This is a genomic window from Alloyangia pacifica, from assembly GCF_003111685.1.
Classification (GTDB): Bacteria; Pseudomonadota; Alphaproteobacteria; order Rhodobacterales; family Rhodobacteraceae; genus Salipiger; species Salipiger pacificus_A.
This window is the reverse complement of record NZ_CP022194.1, coordinates 25,313-45,195: the sequence shown is the minus strand read 5'-3', so window position 1 is coordinate 45,195 and position 19,883 is coordinate 25,313. Positions and strand designations below refer to the sequence as shown.

General features: G+C 63.1%; 16 protein-coding genes. 2 read left to right on the top strand and 14 right to left on the bottom strand.

Going from position 1 to position 19,883, the window contains the following annotated elements; genetic code table 11:
- The first annotated feature begins 35 nt into the window (after positions 1-35).
- Positions 36-1,322, top strand: a complete 1,287-nt coding sequence (locus CEW88_RS23550) for a Gfo/Idh/MocA family protein (RefSeq protein WP_108970826.1) — start codon at positions 36-38, stop codon at positions 1,320-1,322.
- Here CEW88_RS23550 and CEW88_RS23545 read toward each other — a convergent pair.
- The 14 genes from CEW88_RS23545 to CEW88_RS23480 form a co-directional block, all read right to left on the bottom strand.
- A complete protein-coding gene (locus CEW88_RS23545; protein WP_108970825.1) occupies positions 1,308-2,615 on the bottom strand; it encodes a hypothetical protein in 1,308 nt (435 codons plus the stop codon). The two genes, CEW88_RS23550 and CEW88_RS23545, sit on opposite strands and share 15 nt — an antisense overlap.
- Before the next feature lie 87 nt (positions 2,616-2,702).
- Positions 2,703-3,548: an aldo/keto reductase gene (locus CEW88_RS23540; protein ID WP_302664685.1), complete on the bottom strand. Its 846-nt coding sequence runs from the start codon at positions 3,546-3,548 to the stop codon at positions 2,703-2,705.
- A gap of 72 nt (positions 3,549-3,620) precedes the next feature.
- On the bottom strand, positions 3,621-4,505 hold the full coding sequence (locus CEW88_RS23535) for a sulfotransferase (protein ID WP_159099718.1): 885 nt from the start codon (positions 4,503-4,505) through the stop codon (positions 3,621-3,623).
- 136 nt (positions 4,506-4,641) lie between these two features.
- A complete protein-coding gene (locus CEW88_RS23530) occupies positions 4,642-6,009 on the bottom strand; it encodes an MATE family efflux transporter (RefSeq protein ID WP_108970822.1) in 1,368 nt (455 codons plus the stop codon).
- Entirely contained in the window at positions 6,006-7,070 is a 1,065-nt protein-coding gene (locus CEW88_RS23525; protein WP_108970821.1) for an acyltransferase family protein, read from the bottom strand. The genes CEW88_RS23530 and CEW88_RS23525 overlap by 4 nt, the downstream gene beginning before the upstream one ends.
- A 13-nt stretch (positions 7,071-7,083) precedes the next feature.
- Complete coding sequence (locus CEW88_RS23520) at positions 7,084-7,974, bottom strand: glycosyltransferase family 2 protein (protein ID WP_108970820.1); 891 nt, start codon at positions 7,972-7,974, stop codon at positions 7,084-7,086.
- 18 nt (positions 7,975-7,992) lie between these two features.
- Complete coding sequence (locus tag CEW88_RS23515; RefSeq protein ID WP_108970819.1) at positions 7,993-8,883, bottom strand: NAD-dependent epimerase/dehydratase family protein; 891 nt, start codon at positions 8,881-8,883, stop codon at positions 7,993-7,995.
- 21 nt (positions 8,884-8,904) lie between these two features.
- Positions 8,905-9,459, bottom strand: a complete 555-nt coding sequence (gene rfbC / locus CEW88_RS23510) for a dTDP-4-dehydrorhamnose 3,5-epimerase (RefSeq protein WP_108970818.1) — start codon at positions 9,457-9,459, stop codon at positions 8,905-8,907.
- Between the two features lie 22 nt (positions 9,460-9,481).
- Positions 9,482-10,549: a CDP-glucose 4,6-dehydratase gene (gene rfbG, locus CEW88_RS23505; RefSeq protein ID WP_108970817.1), complete on the bottom strand. Its 1,068-nt coding sequence runs from the start codon at positions 10,547-10,549 to the stop codon at positions 9,482-9,484.
- Positions 10,550-10,555: 6 nt separating this feature from the next.
- Entirely contained in the window at positions 10,556-11,332 is a 777-nt protein-coding gene (gene rfbF / locus CEW88_RS23500) for a glucose-1-phosphate cytidylyltransferase (protein WP_108970816.1), read from the bottom strand.
- A gap of 28 nt (positions 11,333-11,360) precedes the next feature.
- Positions 11,361-12,611, bottom strand: a complete 1,251-nt coding sequence (locus CEW88_RS23495; RefSeq protein WP_108970815.1) for a hypothetical protein — start codon at positions 12,609-12,611, stop codon at positions 11,361-11,363.
- Between the two features lie 91 nt (positions 12,612-12,702).
- Positions 12,703-14,517, bottom strand: coding sequence for a heparinase II/III family protein (locus tag CEW88_RS23490; protein ID WP_108970814.1), 1,815 nt, complete (start codon positions 14,515-14,517; stop codon positions 12,703-12,705).
- A gap of 108 nt (positions 14,518-14,625) precedes the next feature.
- On the bottom strand, positions 14,626-15,753 hold the full coding sequence (locus CEW88_RS23485) for a glycosyltransferase (protein ID WP_108970813.1): 1,128 nt from the start codon (positions 15,751-15,753) through the stop codon (positions 14,626-14,628).
- Between the two features lie 255 nt (positions 15,754-16,008).
- Positions 16,009-18,123 (bottom strand): GumC family protein, encoded by a 2,115-nt coding sequence (locus tag CEW88_RS23480; RefSeq protein WP_108970812.1) that lies wholly within the window; start codon positions 18,121-18,123, stop codon positions 16,009-16,011.
- 583 nt (positions 18,124-18,706) lie between these two features.
- Between CEW88_RS23480 and CEW88_RS23475 the strand changes: the two genes are divergently transcribed.
- Positions 18,707-19,882 (top strand): Crp/Fnr family transcriptional regulator, encoded by a 1,176-nt coding sequence (locus tag CEW88_RS23475; protein ID WP_108970811.1) that lies wholly within the window; start codon positions 18,707-18,709, stop codon positions 19,880-19,882.
- The last annotated feature ends 1 nt before the right edge of the window (position 19,883 follow it).

Sequence of the window (19,883 nt, the reverse complement as noted above, 5' to 3'; positions counted from 1 at the left end):
TCTTGGCCACGACGCCCTGGAAAGGACCACCATTCATGAAGATAGCCATTGTCGGTTGCGGCTTCGTCTTTGACATCTACATGCGAACAATCCGCGCCCACCCGGAGTTGGAGGTCAAAGGTGTCTTCGACATCCGACCAGACCGCATGAAGGCCGTCCAAGAACATTACGGCTTTGCAACCTACGACAGCTTCGCGGGGCTACTGGCCGACCCCGAGGTCGAAACGATCATAAATCTGACCAACATCGGCGCCCACTTCGAGGTCTCGCGGCAGGCGCTGGAGGCGGGCAAACATGTTTACTCCGAGAAACCGTTGACCACGAGCGTCGAGGAGTCGCAGAGGCTGTACGACATCGCCGAGGCCAATGGTGTGCGGCTCTACGCGGCGCCCTGCAACATCTTTAGCGACACCGTGCGGACGATGTTCAAGGCGGTCGAGGACGGCGCGATTGGCAAGCCGCTTCTGGTCTACGCCGAACTGGACGACAATCCGATTCATCTGATGGAGTTCGAGACCGTCAAGAGCCCAACCGGCGCCTCCTGGCCGCTGGTCGAGGAGATCCACGAGGGCTGTACCTACGAACACTTGGGCTATCACCTGGTTTGGATTTGCGGGCTGCTCGGCCCGGCAGTGTCGGTTACCGCCTTTTCAAGCGAGCTGATCGCCGACAAGACGCGCGAGGTGCCCGGTATGTCCGGTACGCCGGACTACTCGGTCGCCAACCTGCACTTTGCAGGCGGTGCCTCGGCACGGATCACCTGCTCGGTTGTGGCACCGCGCGATCACCGGATGCGAGTGATCGGGTACGAGGGCGAGCTCACCGGTGACAGCTACCGTCACTACCGCTCGCCAGTGTTCCTCGAACGCTATTCGAAGGGCAGCCTGAGCGCCCGCAAGTTCCAGAGCCTGCGCGCGCGACCTGGTCTAGGCCGGATGTTCGGCATAGGTGGTCGGCGGGTGCGTTTGGCGCGGAACTGGAAATCGCATGCCGTTGAGGGCGACCAGCAGATGCGATCCTCCTTCAAGCAGCGGCTGGTCGAATGGGTCCGCAGACGCGAAGTCTACGCCCAAGATAAGTTCGCGGGTATCGCCGAGATGGCGCGCGATTTGCGCGACGGACAGCCGCAGTACCTGTCGCCGGATTTCGTCAAGCACGTGAACGAGTTGACGCTACTAGTGCAGGGCGCGGGCACCGATGGCATTGCGGTCCGGCCCTCGACCAGCTTTGCGCCGCTGGGGCCGATCCCGGGCACGCAGGACGCGCCGGACTATTCCCGGGCGGCGAGGCCGGGCCTTTTCGAAAGGCTACTCTCCCGGTAGCGCCCGCGGCCCGGTTGGCCGTGATGGCAGAAGGCTTGCGCCCGCGCGAGTCCCCTGCACGGCTGCGATCCGTGGACGGTAGAAGGCTAGCCCGATGATTATCATCGGGGTCCAGGTGAAAGCCAGAGTTATCCCGGCATGGCTGGTCCACAGAACGGCCGTGGCCAGAATCACCGCCGGTCCATGCACGATGCCGACCAGACGGAACAGGCGCATCAGGATCGCGGCAAAGCCGATCCCGCCGAACAGTCCGTAGACCCCGACAAATTCCCACGCCGCGTTGGTCACGTATTGGCCAACGGGCATGACGCTCAGGTAGGCGTCGTCGTAGTAGCCGCCATGGAGGAGCGACAGCAGGTGATAGGTGGTATCGCGGGCTACCTCGTAGTAGCTGAACCCGGCTCCGAAGAAGGGTGACAGCGAGATGGAGGCCTCGGCGGACAGCACCGGCGCAATTTGTCGGATGAAGAAGCTGCCCGTCGACATGAAATAGTTTAGTGTGCCCGAGAAGTAGCCCTTCTGGGTGTAGAGGTAACTTGGCACCAGCAGGAAGATCGCCAAGATCGCTGCCAGATAGCCATATCCCAGCAGGCCGCGCCGGGCCTGTACCAGCAGCAGGCCTGGAACGACTGCGGCATAGCCCAATAGCGTCGGGGACCGGATGATGTAGATGGCCGCCAGAAGAAGCAGCATGTACCCCGCCAAGTCGATCAGCGTGCGTCGCCCCCTGATCACGAAATAGACCCAGAGCGCACCGAAGAAGTTGCCGAGAGACGAGGGCTCGGAGGTGAAGACGGTGGGCCGCACCATGCCGTACTGCTGCACGTCGCGTTCGGCGAAGGTGTAAATGCTAGACTCGCTGGTATAGAGCGACCTGAAGGCGTCCATGGCCGACTTGAGCGGGCCGTAGACCTCGAGCACGGCGATGGCCAGCATGCCGATCAGGATGTAACGGATGGCCCTGGTCCGGGCCTCGGGATCGCCGCGCCGGCCCAGCATCAGGGTCGTCGCGACGATGGTGAAGTTCGTCGTCGAGTAGATCATTTGCTTGGTCTGGTCCTGCCCAAGCCGGTAGTTCGACGGCAGCGTGAGGCCGGACAGGATGGCGTGCAGAAGAACGAAGGCAACAAAGATGCCGATCAGCACCAACAGCTTGTCCCAGGTCTCGCGGTAGCGGGTGAAGGCCATCAGACTCACCATCAGTGCGCCGACGTAGGCGATGCCAAGACCGTGGATCTTGAGATAGCACAAGAGCAGGATTCCGGACAAAAACAGCTGGCTGATCTGGGTCATTGTCCTGAGGGTCACTCCTGCTGGGCTGATCTCGGCCTTACACGACTTTTCGGCCGGAAACACCAGTCAAGACGGTTATGCGCGACGTTAGGCCGAAGATTCTGTTGCCGCGCGCGCCGCTGCGACCGAAGCCGTGAGGTTGGCAAGCCGGGTGGTGCCGACCAGGGTCAGCGTAACGTCGGGTCGGAGGATCACCTCGGCGATCCGCTCGGCAGCATAGGTGCGGGGGTCGCTTGCCCCGGAGATCGCCGCGGGGCCACCGAGGATCTCGCGCGCGATCACCGCGACGCCCTTTCCCCGTGCCTCGGCAAGTATGGCGTCAAAGGCGGTGTCGCCCGGGTGCAGCGGCACCTGGATGGCGCGGACGCGTGGATCCTGCAAACAGGCCTCAGCGCAGGCGACGTCGTCGACCGAAACCCCGACGATGCCGATCTTGCCTGCCTGTGCCGCCGCCGCAAGCGCCCCCACCGCCTCGCCTCGCCGCACCACCTCGGCATCGGGGCTGTGCAGCATGAACATTTCCATGCGCTCGCGTTTCAGGCGCCCGAGGCTGGCGTCGATGCTGGCGGTCAGGAAGGCAGGGTCCCAGCGGGTGGGCATCGGCTTGGCCCGAGCCGAGGCCACGCCCTTGCGGGCTTGGCCCGACCGCCGCGCCACCCCGCGCAACAGCCCCTTCAGCGGCACCAGGGTGCGTTTCTTCCAGGACAGGAACTTGCCGGCCTTGGAGCAGACGATCACGTCATCGCGCCCGCCAAGAACCTGGGACAGCAGGCGTTCGCTGTCGCCCTGGGCGTAGATGTTCGAGGTGTCGAAGAAGCGGATCCCGTCGTCCAGCGCGGCCTGAAGGATGGCCAGCGCCTCGGGACCCGAGGCACCATTCACGGATCCAAGTCGGCTACACCCTAGCCCAATGGGCAGCGCGTCCGTGGACATGATCTCGGTCAGGCGGCAGTCGGGTGACATGGCTGGGCATCCTTTCGCACAGGGACGGAAAACAACTGCACGTTACTCAGGGTAGGCACGCCTAAGTACATCGCCACCGCCGGTCTGGACTGCCTCAATTATCTCGGGCGACAGTTTGTTGCGCCAGGAATGGGCTAGGGCACGGGCATCGCGATGCATGCTGAACAACTGACTGCCGCTTTCCTCGCCTATCTTGCCTGAGGTCGAGGTCGTCAAGAAATCGGTCGCAGCCTGGTTCAGTGGCAGGTCCAGGTGAGCCAACATCCTTTCCCCGAGCGCTATTGGTTCCTCGCACAAGTCTTCGTGGCGGATGATTAGGATCATGTCCGGGCGGGCCTTGGCCTGTTCATCGACCTCCGCGTAAAGTGCGGCCCAGAAGCGTCCGATCTGGAAGGCGAATTGTGTTTCAGGATCGGGGCTGTAGGTCTCGATCAGCTTGCCGTTGGTATCGGGCAGGATCCAGCCCATCCGATTGAGCGAGTTGATCAGGGCCGCCGGGTGACGCTTCAAGATAACTCCCTTGGCGTCGAAGGTTTCGGCCATCATTGTACCCAAGCGGATCAGGAACGGATCCTTCAGAATGATGGCGCTGTTGTCACCACTCAGCGCAGCACGCAACTGGCGCTCATACCTGCTACCGCTGATGCTGCGTACAAGGTTCTTGGCCCACGTATCAGTACCCCGTCGGCGCCGGAAATTTAGGCGGCCCGCCAGCATGTCGCGCAAAAGCGATGCGACGTAATCTCCTTCGTCCGGACCGTAATACCACTTGTCGACCCCTCGCAAACCGGTATTGGCGTTGAGCGGTTCATGCAACACCGCATCCGGCATGGCATGCGCCGCGATTTGCCCAGCCCAAGTGGTGCCTGAGCGGTGCATTCCACTGATATAACGAATCTTTTTTTGGACACCGGCAAATCTGGTCAAGGTAAGGGCTTTCTATGATTGAATCATCTTGTGTGTTGTGCCCACCGATAGTGTGGCTCGAAACGCCGGACCGTAGACCGCTATCGTGACAGATTGGCCTGCTGTGCATCCAGAAGGGCTGTGCAGCCGCCGCATATCAGGTGATCCTCGCGAAGGCGATCCAAGCGGCCACGACGGAGAAAACGACCACTATGACCAATGCGGCCAAGTTGTATGGGTTCAGAATCGCTGCGTGATGCCAGTGTCCGCGTGGCCGGGTCAGCACTGCAGGCAAGAGGTCGCCGGGTAGCCGACCGAGGACCACACCCAGAACAGCCCAATCCGGTGTCGCCACGGTGCAGATCAGATATACAAAGGCTGGAGCCAGGATCCCAGCCATGATCTGTCCCACGACATTCGGGGCAACACGGCCGATGCCGATCCCCAAGAAAAAGGCCGGTGATGCCAAGATTCCGATACCCCACATGACTGCAATCAGCGCGGTAATAAAAATGAACAGATAGTTGACCTCGCTCAGCCACAACCAAGAGACCAGCGGTGATCCGATGATAACGGCGGGCATCAAGGTGGCAGTGGCAATGGCGGCGGTGCGGCTGACCTTGGAGAACAGGTCAACGATGTCGTCATTGTCGCGCGCGTCGTAATCTGCAAAGGATGGTACCGTGGTCTGGATCGCACGAATGGCGACGTTGCGAACTTGGTATACAAAGCGATAGGCCATCTCGAAAATGCCTAGCATCGCGGTGCCCGCAATAGCCCCCAGCACGATCTTGACCCCGGGTTCGAACAGCAGGTTGGCGATAGTGCCGATCTGCAGTTTTACCCCAAAGCCCAGCATTTCGCGGAACTGCTCGTATGAGAACCAGCTCCGTATGGGGGAACCTTCGGTATTCACTCGAGCTACAGTTAGAAGGAAGACAACTGACAAGCCGATCGCCAAGAAGAATTGCGCTGCCTGAGCCCAAGCTAGGCCATGCAGTTCGTAATCGTTTACCAGCGCCAGCGAGGCCCAGACCTGCAGCAGCATCCCGGCGATATTGGCCACGGCGCGCAGGTCGGCGCGATGCACCCCCAAGAGGCAGGCATCCATAACCGCCTTGAGGTTCAGAAGCCAAAAACTGAAAATCGCCCAAGGCAATATATCCCGCGCGATGGCCAGTTCCTCACCCTCGAGTGCGATCGCCAATGCTCTCCACAGCGGGTACCACAGCAGCAGCGCAATGGCCCCCATGAGTGCCGAGATTGAGAGGATCCCGGTGCGCATGTACATGATCGCCTTGTCAGGGCGGCCTGCGCCAAGAGAACGGGCGATGTATCGGCCCAGCCCACCGGCAATGCCCACATCTGCCACCCGGCCAAAGGCCGTCGTGGCCAACACCAAGGACCAGACCCCCAACATCTCGACCCCGAGTACCTGCACGACGTTGCGGTAGATGAAGAACAGGCCAAGTCCGTAGACCACCACCTCGGTGGCGGCGAAGATACTGTTGCGTCTGAGATTCACGCGGTGCCTCTTTTGGTCAGCAGACGTGCCTTGAGACCGAGCGCCGGCTTTTCGACGAAGTGCCAGGACGCCGCTGCGAAGGGTAGGGTGATCGCGAGGCTCAGAAGGGCATTACCGAGTGAGGACAGACCGGGCAGAAAATGCTCGACGGTTTGCTGAACCGGGAAGCCGTAGATGTAGATCCCGTAGCTGTAGTCATGCATCTGGCGGAACGGCACAAGCCAGCCCTGTTGCAGGAAGGCGAACCAGAAGACCGCCAGCGCGATGAAGATGATGAGGGCTGTTGCAAAGAGGGGCGTGCCAAAGCTGATCCAGGTGGCCGCGCCGCTGAGGACAACCCACCAAGCTTTGGGACGGATCTGGTCAATGTAATGACCGACGATGATCCCAACGAAAAAGGCGAAAAACATGCGGTGCAGCTTGGCAATGTCGCTGCCGTCGTAAAGCACCTGATCCAGAGTGCCCTGCATAATGCCTAGGCCCAAGTATACAAGATAGCCTGCGACAATAATGGCGCACATGATGCGGAACGTGGTCTCTGTGCGGTAGGCACCGATCAGGAACAACAAAAGTGTAATCAGGTAACAGGTGAATTCGAACCGCAATGTCCAGAGTGAGCCATTGACGGCTGTCAGCGAGTTGCTTTCGAAGACGCCGGGCAAGAAATATCGCGGGAGATAGAGAATGGCGTTGCCGAAGAAATATTCCGGTAGCTGCGATGATGTAAAGTATTCGGGAATGCTTAGGGTGCTTATGGCTGGCCCCAGAAAGAGGGTCGTCAAGATCAGCATCACCCACAAACCAGGAAAAATCCTGAGTGAACGGGCAGTCATATATTCCCGAACGCTGCGGCTGCGGACGATAGATTTGTAGATCAGCATCCCACTGATGCTGAAAAAGGCACTGACCGCGATCCAGCCACCGGAATACCCGATTTTCTCAGCCAGAAAATCGTGGTGACCCGTCGTGAGATCAACCGCGTGAGAGAAAATTACTGCGGAGGCTGCCACCAGTCGCAGGATGTTGAAATTATTTTCCCGTGGGTCACTCAGTTTCTGCATTTCTGCCTCTTCCTTAGCTGTTGCCGACGGTGCGGTCGACGGAGCGGAGCGCCCTGAACAGTCCTTCGAAGGCGGGGTACTTCCATTTCAGCAGCATCAGTGACTGGTGGAGGTTAAGGCGGAGGACCTTGCCGCGCGCGGCGCGCCAAGCCGGGGCGGGCAAGTTGCGCTTGATCTCACGCGAGAGCGGCAGCAGGGGCAGGATGTAGGACAGCTGGCCGAACAGCCCCTCTTCCCGAACGAAGTGGCGGGTGAACTTCTCGAAGTACTTGCCCGGGGGATTGGCGGTGCGGATCAGCTCGGTGCCCTCGGCCTCGATGTGGTCGCCCTCCAGCATCGACAGGCCCACTACCAGCCAGTCGTAGCCGAAGACGTTGACATCGGCCGGGTAGGCCCGCTTCAGCCCCTCGGTGCGGTAGACACCGAACAGCCGGGCGCTGTCGCGCGGGTTCGAGAAATAGGTCCTGACCCGCTCTTCGGGGGTGCCGGTGATGGTGAAGGTGCCGCGCGCGGGGTCTTCCTGGCCATCGGGCTTGCGGAAGCGAACCTTGGTGCAGGCGGCCACGGCGTTCGGGTGGCTGTCCAGTTCGCGGATGCAGTTGGTGGCAAAGTCGGGCCTCCAGTTGTCATCGTCGGTGGCCCACATGAATAGTTCGGTCTCGGCGGCCATCAGCACGCCGCGGAAGTTCGCGCTTTGCGGGATGGTTTCGGGATGGCGCACGTGACGCACGCGTGGGTCGCGGGCGGCATAGTCCTGGCAAATCTCGGTGGTGCCGTCGGTCGAGGCATTGTCAAAGATCAGCAACTCCAGGTCCGTGTAGCTCTGGTCCAGCAGACTGTCGATGCTGCGGCGGATTTTGTCCGCCCCGTTGTAGGTGATCAGGCCGATGGTCAGGCGGGGCATGGGTCAGGCCTCCTGCTTTTACTGGTCAAGCGCGTGGCGCATCAGCCGTTCCAGCACCGGGCGCAGGTCCTGGTTGCCCTGCGCCAGCGGCGAGACGGTAGCGTAGTCGAAATCCTCGCCCGGAGTCGGGCCCTCGGGCGTGACCCGCGTGATCTCGCAGGGGGTGCCGGTGAGCGTCTCGGAGACCTCGGCGCAGATCTGCGCGAAATCGAAGACGGTTCCGGTCAGTGTGCCCAGCGGGTTCAGGCCGCTCCAGCCTTCGGGCGCGCTGTCCAGCCAGTTGGCGCAGCAGGCCGCCACGTCGGCGGTGCCGACGAAGTTGCGGCGCTGTTCGCCGGTGGAGCGGATGACGATCCTGTGCTCGATCGCCGCGTCGCGCGGGAAGGAGAAGGGGATCAGCGACCAGCGGCGGAAGCCCGAGGGATCGGCCAGGTCCCCGAAGACCGCGCAGGGCCGCAGGGCAGCCCCGGCCACGGCGCCCTTGGCTTGGCGGCGGAAGACCTGCTCGGTGGCGAAATGGGCGATCGCGTAGTTCGAGACCGGGTTGTAGGGCGTGGTTTCGTCCACATGGCCTACCATCGGCCCGTAGACATGGGCCGACGAGATGTAGACCAGCCGGGCCGCCCCGGCCGAAACCGCCTTCTGCACCAGCGCATCGGCGCCGAACATCGCCATCTGCATGGCCCGCTCGGGATGGTCGCGGAAATCCTCGTCTACCACGCCTGCACAATGGACCAGTGCATCGATGGCCGGCAGCTCCAGCGCGGCGATGGCCGCGGGATCGGACAGGTCGGCGCGGAAATCCGCCGAGGCGCGGCGCCCCAGCGTCAGGATCTCATGGCTCTGTGCCAGCCGCTCGACCATGGCGGATCCGATCAGACCGCTGGCCCCGGTTACCAAGATGCGCATCTCGTCTCTCCCTTTTCGTGATCAGGCTGTCTTGCCGAGATGCCAGGCCGGGTCGAAGTCACGGGTGCCGGCATCCTTGTCCGAGATCAGCGCCGGCTCGAAGGGCAGCTCAATGCCGAACTTCGGGTCGTTCCAGCGCACCGAGCGCTCGTTCTCGGGGTCGTAGAAGGCCGAGACGAAATACACCATCTCGACATCCTCGGTTAGCGACAGGAACCCGTGGGCGCAGCCGCGCGGCACGTACATCATGGTGCGGTTGTCTGCCGACAGTTCCGCCGCGGTCCACTTGCCGAAGGTCGGGCTGTCTTCGCGCAGGTCCAGCACCACGTCCAGCAGCGCGCCGCGGACCACCTTGATGACCTTGACCTCGGCGTTCTTGCCCAGCTGGTAATGCATACCCCGGAAGGTGTGCTTGATCCGGCTGAAGGAGGTGTTGAACTGGACGAAATTGGTTTCCAGTCCCAGCTCGGCGAACTCGTCCCGGCAGAACACCCGGGAAAAGAAGCCACGGTCGTCGCCGCGCGGTTCCAAGTCGATGGTGTAGACGCCCTGAAGGCTTGTTTCGTTGAACTTCATCTCGGGTGCTCCCTGCCTTGGCTCAGGCTTTCAGCAATGCTTCGTACTGGTCGATCTGGGCATCGACGGCGTCCTGGGCGGATGTGCCGCTGCGGGTCTGCTTGATCCAGTCCGCGGTCCATTCCACGGCCTGGCGCCCGGTCAGCTGCGGCCGCCAGCCGATGGTGCGCCCGGCGAGCGAGGCATCCAGCGTCAGCAGCTTCATCTCAACGGGTTGGGCGCCTTCGGCCAGCTCCCAAGGCTTGTCCAGGTCCATGGCCGCGCCGAGCGTCTCGGTTACTTCCTGCACCGTCATCGGGCTGGCGGCGGCCGGCGCGAAATTGAGCGCGCGGGGCTGGTCGGCCCAGGCGCCGGTGGCGATCGCCTCGACATAGTCGAGATAGCCAGAGACCGGGTCCAGCACGTGCTGCCAGGGGCGCACGCTGGCCGGGTTGCGGAGCACCACCGCCTCGCCGCGCATCATGGCGCGCCAGATGTCAGGCACCAGGCGGTCCTCGGACCAGTCGCCGCCGCCCACCACGTTGCCAGCGCGCGCCGCGGCCAGCGGGATGCCGGCCTCGTCGAAATAGCTCTGCCGGTAGCAGGACACGACCTCTTCGCAGGCCGCCTTGGAGCTGGAGTAGGGGTCATGCCCGCCCAAGGGATCGTCTTCCTTGAAGGCGTGCCCGCTGTTGTCGTTGCGATAGACCTTGTCGGTGGTAATCACCATCACCGCCTTGAGGTTCGGCGCGTTGTGGCGCAGCGCCTCAAGGACGTTGAGCGTACCCATGACGTTGGTGGCATAGGTCTCGGCCGGCTCGCGGTAGGACAGGCGCACCAGCGGCTGGGCCGCCATGTGGATGGCGATGGTCGGGTCGCAACCCTTGACCGCTGCGTTCAGGGGGGCGGGGTCGCAGATGTCGCCGATCACCGAGGTCAGCCCGGGTATCTCGAGTTGGGGGAAGAGCGCCGGATCGGTCTCCGGCGCACGGGCGTATCCGGTCTGCACCGCGCCCATGCGCGACAGCCAGCGCGCCGTCCAACTGCCTTTGAACCCGGTGTGACCGGTGAGGAAAACCCGCTGCCCGGACCAGAAATCACGCGTAGGCATCGAGGCTTACTCCCAGATCTTCCAGGGCGCCTTGCCCTCGTTCCACATGCCGTCAAGCTTCTGCTTGTCGCGCAGGGTGTCCATCGGCTGCCAGAAGCCGTTGTGCTCGAACGAGGCCAGTTGGCCGTCCCGGGCCAGGCCTTCCAGGGGTTCGCGTTCCCAGATGGTCTCATCGCCGGCGATCCGGTCGATCACGCGCGGATGCAGCACAAAGAAGCCGCCGTTGACCTGCGCGCCGTCGCCTGCGGGCTTCTCTTCGAAGCTCTTGACGCGGTTGTCCTCGATCAGCGTGGCGCCGAAGCGACCCGAGGGGCGCACGGCGGTCAGCGTCGCATCAAGGCCGTGGTCCTTGTGGAAGGTAACCAGGCTGGTGATGTCGATGTCGGCAACGCCGTCGCCGTAGGTCATGCAGAAGGGCTCGTCCTCGGGCAGGTAGTCCCGGACGCGCTTGAGGCGACCGCCGGTCAGCGTTTCGGCGCCGGTGTCGATCATCTGGATTTTCCAGGGCGGCAGAGCGTTCTTGCCTAGGAATTCGACCGAACGATTGCGCACGTCCACCTCGATCGAGGAATTGTGCAGCGCGAAGTTCGCGAAATACTCTTTGATGAAATAGCCCTTGTAGCCCAGGCAGATCACGAACTCGTTGATGCCATGCGCCGAGTAGATGTTCATGATGTGCCACAGGATCGGCATTCCGCCGACCTCGACCATCGGTTTCGGCCGCACCGAGGTTTCCTCGGCCAGGCGCGTGCCCAGCCCCCCTGCGAGAAGAACAGCTTTCATGAAATGTCTCTCCAGATTTTTGTTTTAGTCACACCAAGTGCCCGTCCGTCTGTCCCGTGACCGCGGCCGTGAAGGCCTCAGCGCGGGCGCTCCAGGCGTAGGCCTCGGCGCAATCGTTGAAGGCGCGTTCCTGCAACGCGTTGAGGCGGTCTGTATCGTCGCAGACCGCGCAGACCAATGTGATGAGTTCCTGCAGGTCGGCGGCCCCGAGATACCCCGCGCCCTCGGGGGTCGGCAGCCCCGAGATCGCCCCGGACAGCCCCACCATGGGCAGGCGTTCGAAGACATGGCTCAGCAGGCGCAGCTTGAAGCCGCCGCCGATGGTATCGGCGATCACGCCCATGCGGGCCGAGGCGATCAGCGCCTCGAGATTGGCGACGAAGCCCAGGACCTGGGTCTGCGGATAGCGCCGGGTCAGCGTGTCGTGCAGGGATTCATGCATGTCGCCAGCGATGATCATCTCTATGCCGGCGGCGTTGATCCGGTCGTAGGCGAACTCCATCCAGTCCAGCAGGATCTGCTGCTTCTGTTCCGACCGGCGGCCGCCCAGCAGCAGGATGCGCCGGGGAGTGTCCGGGCCGATCACGCGCGCGGCGCTGACTGGGCCGTTGTAGCCGGGGGTCAGGGGCAGGTACTTCACGTCCGGGTCGATCTTGCGGAAGGGGACGAGGTCATTGGTGTTGATGACCGTGACGATATCGGCCGCGCGCAGCATTGCCTCTTCCGAGGCCTTGACCTTGGCAAGGTCCCGGTTCGCCACCAAGCGCTTGGGCAAGCTCATGTGGTAGCTGTCGTACTTGCCCGCGCGGGTGGGGTATTCGTATTCGTGCGAGATATAGACCAGCCTAGTGCCGGGATGGGCCGCGCGGTAGCGCTCGGCCCGGGGCAGGGCATGGGCCAGGCCCAGATTGTCCAGCACGATGGCGTCCCAGTCTTCCGTCAGCAGTTGGTCCAGCCGGGCCAGGTATTCGGGGGTGGCGCTCTTCCAGGCGATCAGCGGCCAGCGCGACAGCACCGATCCGGCGCGTCCGCCGCGCTGCGGCCCTGCCACGTTCCAGCTCAGAGCGCGGGCCTGGTCCTCGGGAATCGTGCCGCCGCTGTCGGCGCAGAGCACCGTCAGGTCTGTGGTGACGGCGATGGCCTCGATGATGCCCCTGGAATAGACGGCGTCCCCGGCATTCGCCGGCGGGTAGGGCACCACCTTGGTCAGGTAGAGCACCCGGGCGCGCGGGGCGGGGGTCGGGGTATCGGCGGGTGCCGCCGCGAAGGAAGCAGTCATTGTGGTCTCCGGGTATGGCACGGCCGGCCACATGGTCTTGGATTGCGGTCGGAACCGCCCGTCAGATTGCTAGGAGCAAAGCGGCACAGGATCATGACAGCGCCCCGAGCCCATCCAGCAGGCGTGCCGCCTCGGCATGGACCAGCGGTTCCGGGGCGGCATGTCCGATCCAGGTGATCAGGTGGCCACGGTCCGCCTCGGGGTGCAGGGTCAGGGCATGAGCCGGGGTGACGTGGCCGTAGTGGCTGGCACAGATGTCCGCGGTGACCGCGCTTGAGACGACCGGGCTGAGCACCTCGATCCAAGCGGCGGTGCCGTCCTCGTGACGCAGGGCCAGGACTGCGGCGGCGGCGGGCGCTTCGGAAGGCGCGGCGTCCTGGCGGTGCCATGTGCCGGGGATCAGCCAGGTGACCTGCCCTGCAGGCTGCGGGGCCGACCACTGGTCGATCACCAGAAAGCCCTGTCCGGGGAACTGCCGGACCGTCCGGGACAGCGTGCCCGGCCCGTCTCGGAAGCGGCCCTGCATTGTCTGGTCGTCGGGCAGCGCTGCGGCGGGTGTCAGAATTGCGGCCGCCATGCGGCCGACCTTGAAGCAGCCGTAGAAATCCACGGGTTCATGGCCCTGCCAGATCGGGCCGTTGTGGGCGGCGGCGCTGCGCTCGCGCTCGCGCTCGGGGCCGGTGTTGTAGCGCGAGGTGCCGGGATCAACGACCAGGCGGCGCCCCGCCAGCGCGATCTCGACCGAGAGGAAATCGGCATGGCCGTGACCGGGGTTCCAGCGCGGACCGAGGGCGCCGGCATCCATCAGGCAGACGTCGCCGTCCCAGCCCAGCCGCCCGTAGCCGCCGTCCGGCAGCAGGATCCGTCCGTCCGGCGCCGGGGGACCGGTCCAGTGCGGCACTTCCCCGTGCCAGGCATCGTTGAACAGGGCGACCTCGCCGTCGGGCAGGCAGAGCGCGGCGAAGACCTGCGCGACCCGGTCCCGGCTGGCGGCTAGGCGCGCGCGCAGGGCAGCGGAGAGGAAGGGCGCCTCGGCCATGACCCCCAGCGAGGCCAGGCTCAGCCCTTGGTACATCGGCGAGCGCTCGATCTGGCAGCCGTCGTCCAGCAGGGTCGCGTCCAGCAGCGCGGCAATGTCGCGCTCAAGCCGCGTGGCGATCTCCGCCGGCACCCTGTCCACGTGGCTGAAGTACAGGCACAGCGCGGCCAGGTTGCGCTCCACGTGGTTGTTGCACAGCTCGTGCTCGATGTTGTCGAGGATGAAGGCCACGTTGCGCCGCAACAGCGCGGCAAGGTCCTGGTCCACCGCCTCGGGCAGGGCGGGGGCCGTGTCTTGCGCTGCGCGGTGACGGCACACCAGCAGCCCCGATCCGACCGAGAGCACCCGGTGCGATGCGCCGTAGGGAAACCAGAAGCCGCGGAAGGTGCCGGGAGCGCCGGGCCGGATACCGGCAGAGGTGCGCACGTAGGTTCCGACGGCGTTGTGGTGGGCGGGCCCGCCCTCCAGCATCATCGGACAGAGGAAGCCCATGTGCCCCAGCTTGACGCGCCACATCTGGTGGTCGCCTTCCTCGGGCACGACATGGGTCCAGTCGACCTTGCCGGGCGCGCCGAAATCCACGCAGCGCCCGTGCAGAGTGATCCGGCCCTCGAGTGCCCCTTCCAGCATGTGCCGGTACTCGGCGCAGTAGAACTCGGCCATGCCCAGCAGCCCGGGCGACAGCGCCTGCGGCATGCCGATGGCGGGCAGGTCCTGCTCGATCCGGGCCAGCCGGCGCGCATAGGCGTCAGGGAAGCGGGGGGCCAGCTTGTTGCGCAGCACCCGGCGTCCCATGAACAAGCACATCCGGGGGCTCAGGCGGCTGACCGCCAGCGCCATGACGCGAATCTTGTCAAGCCGGCTCATATCTGCTGCTCACATGCTGCCATCGGTCGCGGGCGCTCCGGTGCCAGGGCCTGGGGTCGGTGCGGGCCCCCTGCGTCGTTCTGGATCACCATCTTCAGACTCCGGGTCTCAGCGCGACTTGGCAGGCGACCAGGTTACGACGGTCTGCCCCTTCATCGCGCGCCAAACTCCCATTGATGTGGCCATAAGTGCCAAGACGATTTCAGTCACAGTGCTGACCGGGCCGGTCTCGAACCGCGGCCCGATCACAATAGCCAGGACTAGGGCGACCAACACCGCAAGGCCGAGGAGAGGTGAGATCAGCGCCCCTAGGAACATCGCCGAAAGCACTGATAGGCAAAGAAACAGGCCGCCGAACCAACGGACAAGCTTGCGCGAGCCATATTTGAACTTGTCCATCCGGGACATGCCGACCAACTGCGGTCGTAGATAGAGGTGTGTATGGAAGGCTCGGGCGGAGATGCGCACTTTTCGGGCAAACTCCTCGCTGCGCGCAGCCACCAACCGTTCATAGGCGATCACGTCGTCGACTTTGAGCAGTCGCTTGCCAGCGAAGACTGCCGCCATGGAAACAGTTAGGTCGTCCAGAACCGAGTCGGGAAACTCGGGGTAAAGCGCGCGACGCAACGAGAAGATGGAGCCGTCAGCCCCCATGACGTTGCCGGTTCGGGATTCCTCTTTCTTGAGATATTCTTCGAGTCGCCAGTAGGCGCCGCCAACGGACGCGGTGGCCGAGCCTTCGGCACCGATGTAGCGCAGGGTTCCGCAAATCCCGCCCACCTCTGGATCCACGTACCAGGCCCTGAGGTTGTCAATCGAGGCCTCGTCGAGCAACACGTTGGCGTCGGTAAAGATTATGATGTCGCCTGTTGCCATTCCTGCCAGACGCTTCATCCCATGCGCCTTGCCATTGCGCCCCCCTCCCTGGGTCGCGGTCAGGAGGTCAGGTCGGGCCTGCATCTGGGCAAAGGTGTCATCGCTCGATCCATCATCAAAGGCCAGCACCTCAAGGTCCGGGTAACGGGCCTTGAGCGCCTCGATGTTCCGAAGCTTCTCGGGCATCACTGCGCCTTCGTTGTAGGCGCAGAACACGAGGGTGGCCGAGCAGGCATGCCGAGGGTCGCGCCGGAGCGGGCGCGAGGGAAGCGCTTTTAGGATAAACGGATAGATTATGTAAGGGTAGATTACCAGGATCGACGAAGCGAGGAATACAATTAACGCAAGCAAAAACAAAATTTTATATCCGCCGATGTGATTAAAGAGAGGCTTCGATCAAGACTGTGTCGCAAAGTTAGCTCGCTTATTATATCCTTCCTTCTGGTTGGCAACCCTCGGCGCGGCCGTTTGCGGCTCAGGGATGTTACTGTGCCGCATTATTGCGCAGGGCATCGAGGCGTTGTTGCGCAAATCAGTTCGCGACCGCAGTTTCCCTTTCCCCGGACACACCTATTCCGTTTATTCCGTTGCCACCGCGGATGGTTCCAGTGCGGCTCAGTTCAGATAGTACTTGGCCCCATAGGCCGAATAGGGCCCATAGTTGTTGCCATAGCCGTAGCGCTTCATGCCGCGCGGGCTGATCTGGTTCAGAACGAGGCCGCTCACCGGCTTGCCGACGCTTTCGAACTCCCGCAGCGCGCCGATCACCTGCTCGCGCTGGGTCTGGTCCCATTTCACCACGAAGACGGTGGCGTCCACGTGTTGGGCGATCACCCGTGCATCCGGAACCACCAGCACCGGCGGCGTGTCGACGATGATGATGTCGTAGCGGCTGCGTAGATCCTTCAGCAGCTCGGCGAAGCGCACCGACGAGAAGATGTCTGCGGCGTTGGACTGACCCTTATCTCCGAGCAGCACGTCGGCGCCGACGAGCTCGTCATGGGTGACCACCTCGTCGAAGCTCTTGGCGCCGGTCAGCACCGAGACGACGCCGTCGGTCTGCTCGGTCGTCAGATACTGACCGAAGACCCGGCGGCGGATGTCGCCCTCGATCAGCAGCACCTTCTTGCCCATGGAGGCGAAGTTCAGCGTCAGCGACATGGCGACGGTGGTCTTGCCTTCGCCGGGCAGCGCCGAACAGGTCATGATGACCTTGGGGGGGGTGTCGACGTTCGAGAGCATGACCGAGGTGCGCAGGTTTCGCACCGCTTCAGCGGCGGCCGAGGAGGGGCGCTCCTTGAGATAGGCGATGGCATCCTTGCGGCGGCTGGCCTTGATCATCGGCAGTTGGCCGATGGTGGCGCAACCCGTAGCGCCCTCAAGTTGCTCGGCGGTGCGGAAGGCGCGGTTGCGGGCTTCACGGATCAGCACGAAGGCGGCGCCCAGCATCAGGCCGAGAATGCCCGACATCGCCAGGATGAGCGACTTGCGCGGCGCCGAGGCCTGCACCGGCTCCACCGCCGGCGAGATGATCCGGCTGTCAGCCTGCTGGACGCCCTGCTGGGCCGAGGTCTCCTTGAGACGCGACAGGAAATATTCATAGAGCAGTCGGCTGGCCTCGGCCTCGCGGGAGAGCTGCTGCAGGGTGATGAGATCCTGGCTCTGCTGCTCGGTCTGCCGCTCGAGTTCCGCAAGGGAGTTCTGCAGCGCGGCGAGCTGACTGGTGTTGCGTGTCAGCTCGGCCTGGGCGCGGGCAGCGAGCTGCTCGAAGCGCGCCCTGAAGCTTTCGGCGATCGCCGGCTCGTCAACCCGCGGCAGCATGCGCTGCAGCTGCAGGTCCTTGGTGGCATCCGCCTGCTGCTGCGGCGTTTCCGCCGCCTCAAGCGCGGCGACCCGGGTCTGGGCAGCGTCCTGCGCGGTCTCCATGCTGGTGATCCGCTCGCGCGTGTCCTTGACTTGGATTTCGAGGCCTTCCAGCGCCTCGGGGCTGACCAGCGGTGTGCTGGCTCGGAAGTCCTTGACCTTGCCTTCGGCCTCTTCCAGCGCCACCTGCAGATCGGTAACCCGGTCAGTCAGCCAAGTGGTCGCCTGCTCGGTCGCCTCGAATTTCACCTCGAGCTGGTTGAGGATGTAGAGATCCACTAGGGCATCGGCGATGTTTGCGGATTTTGCCGCGTCTGTTGTTTCCACCGTCACTTGGAAGACGAGGCTCTGCGGCACGTTCTTGATCGTCATGCTTGCAAGAAGCGCGTCGATTGTGGCTTCACGCTGCCGCGCGTCACCGTTGCCAACACTTTCCCCGGTCGGGGCGACCAAGGATTTCACGAAGTCTTTCACCTGGTCGATCGTGCCCGGCGTCTCGAGCGACCCGTTGAATTCCGGATCGGTGGTCAACTCAAGCTTGTCGACAACCTTGCCAAGCAGAACCCGGCTCTTCAGCACCTCGACCTCGGTGTTGATCACCGTGCTGTCGGACCCCAGGCCGCTCATGACGCTGCCCAGCTCGAGAACCTGCTCTTCGCGGTTGTTGAGCATCACTACGGCTGTGGAGCGGTACTTCGGCGTGGCCAGCACGTATGAATAGATTCCACCAATCAGTACCGCGACGACAAACGCCAGGATGATGATCACTTTACCCCGCCATAGCGACCCAAGCAGAGCGCCAAGATCGATGACATCCTCGTCTTGAGAAGCAGATGCCGCGCGCTGGCCCAGCTCAATACGTTTCATGTCGCTCAACGTGTCACTCCAAGTCTTGGGCCTGAGGCTCCCGAGAAAATTGAGTCTCCTTTAACATGATTGACAGCAAGGTCTAACCCGATGTGCCAGCCGGCCGTCTCACGCCAGCCGAGGAGTTTTCTGTGTATGCCCTCGTCATATAGATTGCTGGTGAGACACCTGCTCCTCTGAGCGCTTGTATCTGTAACCGCACATTTTTCCATTGGTTGTGGGGTATCATACGACGGTGATTTGCTTGATCTCGCACCAGAGGTAACGCTGCTTCTGACGCGGCGGCTACATGAGATAGCCTAGAGCAAACCGCTCATCTTTTGGGCATATCCATAGGTCATCTATTGAAGCTAATTCTTACATGGAGAATCTACCCAAAGTAGTTCTGCCGCGAATTTAGAGCCGTGTCAGCAGCAGCAACTTACCCAGAGAAGCGAGGGGCTCTGCGCGAAGGACTGTTCGGCATAGACAAACTATAATTGGAACATAAATCGCATTATACGTGTTTCTCGTGTGTAGCGGGCACATTCTAAACTGGGTTGCGACAAATCCCCTATCTTGCTGAAAGCAAGGAGAACGGACAATGGCGCACAAAGAGCTGGATCTGCGTGAGCGGCGCAGGATCAAGATTGCCAAGTGGCGCGAGGCCAAAATGTCGATCCCCGAGATCGCGGATCGCCTGAGCCGCTTCGCATCTGCAACCCACCAACCGGCCCGCTCGCACCTGCCCGCTCAAGCACCCGACACACCCAGCTCCCAACCCGCGTTACGTCATGAAGATCGAGACCAGCGCCGCAGCGATGGCGACGAGAACCAGGCCCCAGACCGCGAAGATGACCAGGATGATGGCCCTGAGGTCTTTTGCTTTTCTTTCCAAATTCTTCATCAGGACAGTCCTAAACTCTTTAACGACACGGGTCCGGGCGGCGCGAACGGCGCCTGGACAGCACGGCTGATGCCATGCTGCCGGCAGCAAACGTCCCTGCGCGTCGGGCTCCATATTGCATTCCCCCGCGGCAATTGTTCAAAATCCAACATTTGGGGGTCACGATTGGGGGATTTCATGCTGGGTGATACGCTCGAGGACAAAACCTGGATCATCGCCACCCTCGGGTGGCTCGGAGAGCGCAGCGACGCTTTCCGCGCCGCCGTCCGGGCGCGGGCGCGGCTGCGGCACTACACTCCGGGCGATTACCCGCATCACGGCGGCGACGACACGGGCGGCATCTACGGGGTCGTGGCGGGCAGCTTCGGCACCTATGCCATGAGCGAGTCTGCCGGCATCGTCCTCGGCCACATCTTCCGCGAGGGCGCCTGGTTCGGGCAGGGGCCGATCGTCAGCGGACGGCCGCGCTACCTGAGCTTCAAGGCCATGGAGCCCTCGACGGTGCTTTCCCTGCCCGCTTCCGCGCTCAACCAGATCGTCCAGAGTGTCGCCGGCGCGGAGCGGGAGCTCATGTCGCTGTCCGAGTACAACCAGGTGATCATGGCGCGCGTCGTGTCCGATCTGCTGATCCGCAAGACCGATGCCCGCGTCGCCGCCGTCCTGCTGCGCCTCTTCGAGGTCGGCCCGGGGGATGCCCGCGTGGGCGCGTCCTGCAGGGTCACCCAGGCGGAGCTCAGCGAGATGACGAACACCTCGCGGCACACCGCGAATTCGGTCCTCCGGAATTTCGAGGCGCACGGCTGGATCGAGACCAGCTACGGCAGCATCACGCTTCGCAACCCGGGTGCCCTGAGGAACCACGCCTGGGCGTGAT

Bases quoted from the DNA above. Each gene is read 5' to 3' on its own strand.
- CEW88_RS23550 (WP_108970826.1), top strand. From the start codon at position 36: ATGAAGATAGCCATTGTCGGTTGCGGCTTCGTCTTTGACATCTACATG.
- CEW88_RS23545 (WP_108970825.1), bottom strand. From the start codon at position 2,615: ATGACCCAGATCAGCCAGCTGTTTTTGTCCGGAATCCTGCTCTTGTGC.
- CEW88_RS23540 (WP_302664685.1), bottom strand. From the start codon at position 3,548: ATGTCCACGGACGCGCTGCCCATTGGGCTAGGGTGTAGCCGACTTGGA.
- CEW88_RS23525 (WP_108970821.1), bottom strand. From the start codon at position 7,070: ATGCAGAAACTGAGTGACCCACGGGAAAATAATTTCAACATCCTGCGA.
- CEW88_RS23520 (WP_108970820.1), bottom strand. From the start codon at position 7,974: ATGCCCCGCCTGACCATCGGCCTGATCACCTACAACGGGGCGGACAAA.
- CEW88_RS23515 (WP_108970819.1), bottom strand. From the start codon at position 8,883: ATGCGCATCTTGGTAACCGGGGCCAGCGGTCTGATCGGATCCGCCATG.
- rfbC (WP_108970818.1), bottom strand. From the start codon at position 9,459: ATGAAGTTCAACGAAACAAGCCTTCAGGGCGTCTACACCATCGACTTG.
- rfbG (WP_108970817.1), bottom strand. From the start codon at position 10,549: ATGCCTACGCGTGATTTCTGGTCCGGGCAGCGGGTTTTCCTCACCGGT.
- rfbF (WP_108970816.1), bottom strand. From the start codon at position 11,332: ATGAAAGCTGTTCTTCTCGCAGGGGGGCTGGGCACGCGCCTGGCCGAG.
- CEW88_RS23495 (WP_108970815.1), bottom strand. From the start codon at position 12,611: ATGACTGCTTCCTTCGCGGCGGCACCCGCCGATACCCCGACCCCCGCC.
- CEW88_RS23490 (WP_108970814.1), bottom strand. From the start codon at position 14,517: ATGAGCCGGCTTGACAAGATTCGCGTCATGGCGCTGGCGGTCAGCCGC.
- CEW88_RS23480 (WP_108970812.1), bottom strand. From the start codon at position 18,123: ATGAAACGTATTGAGCTGGGCCAGCGCGCGGCATCTGCTTCTCAAGAC.
- CEW88_RS23475 (WP_108970811.1), top strand. From the start codon at position 18,707: ATGGCGCACAAAGAGCTGGATCTGCGTGAGCGGCGCAGGATCAAGATT.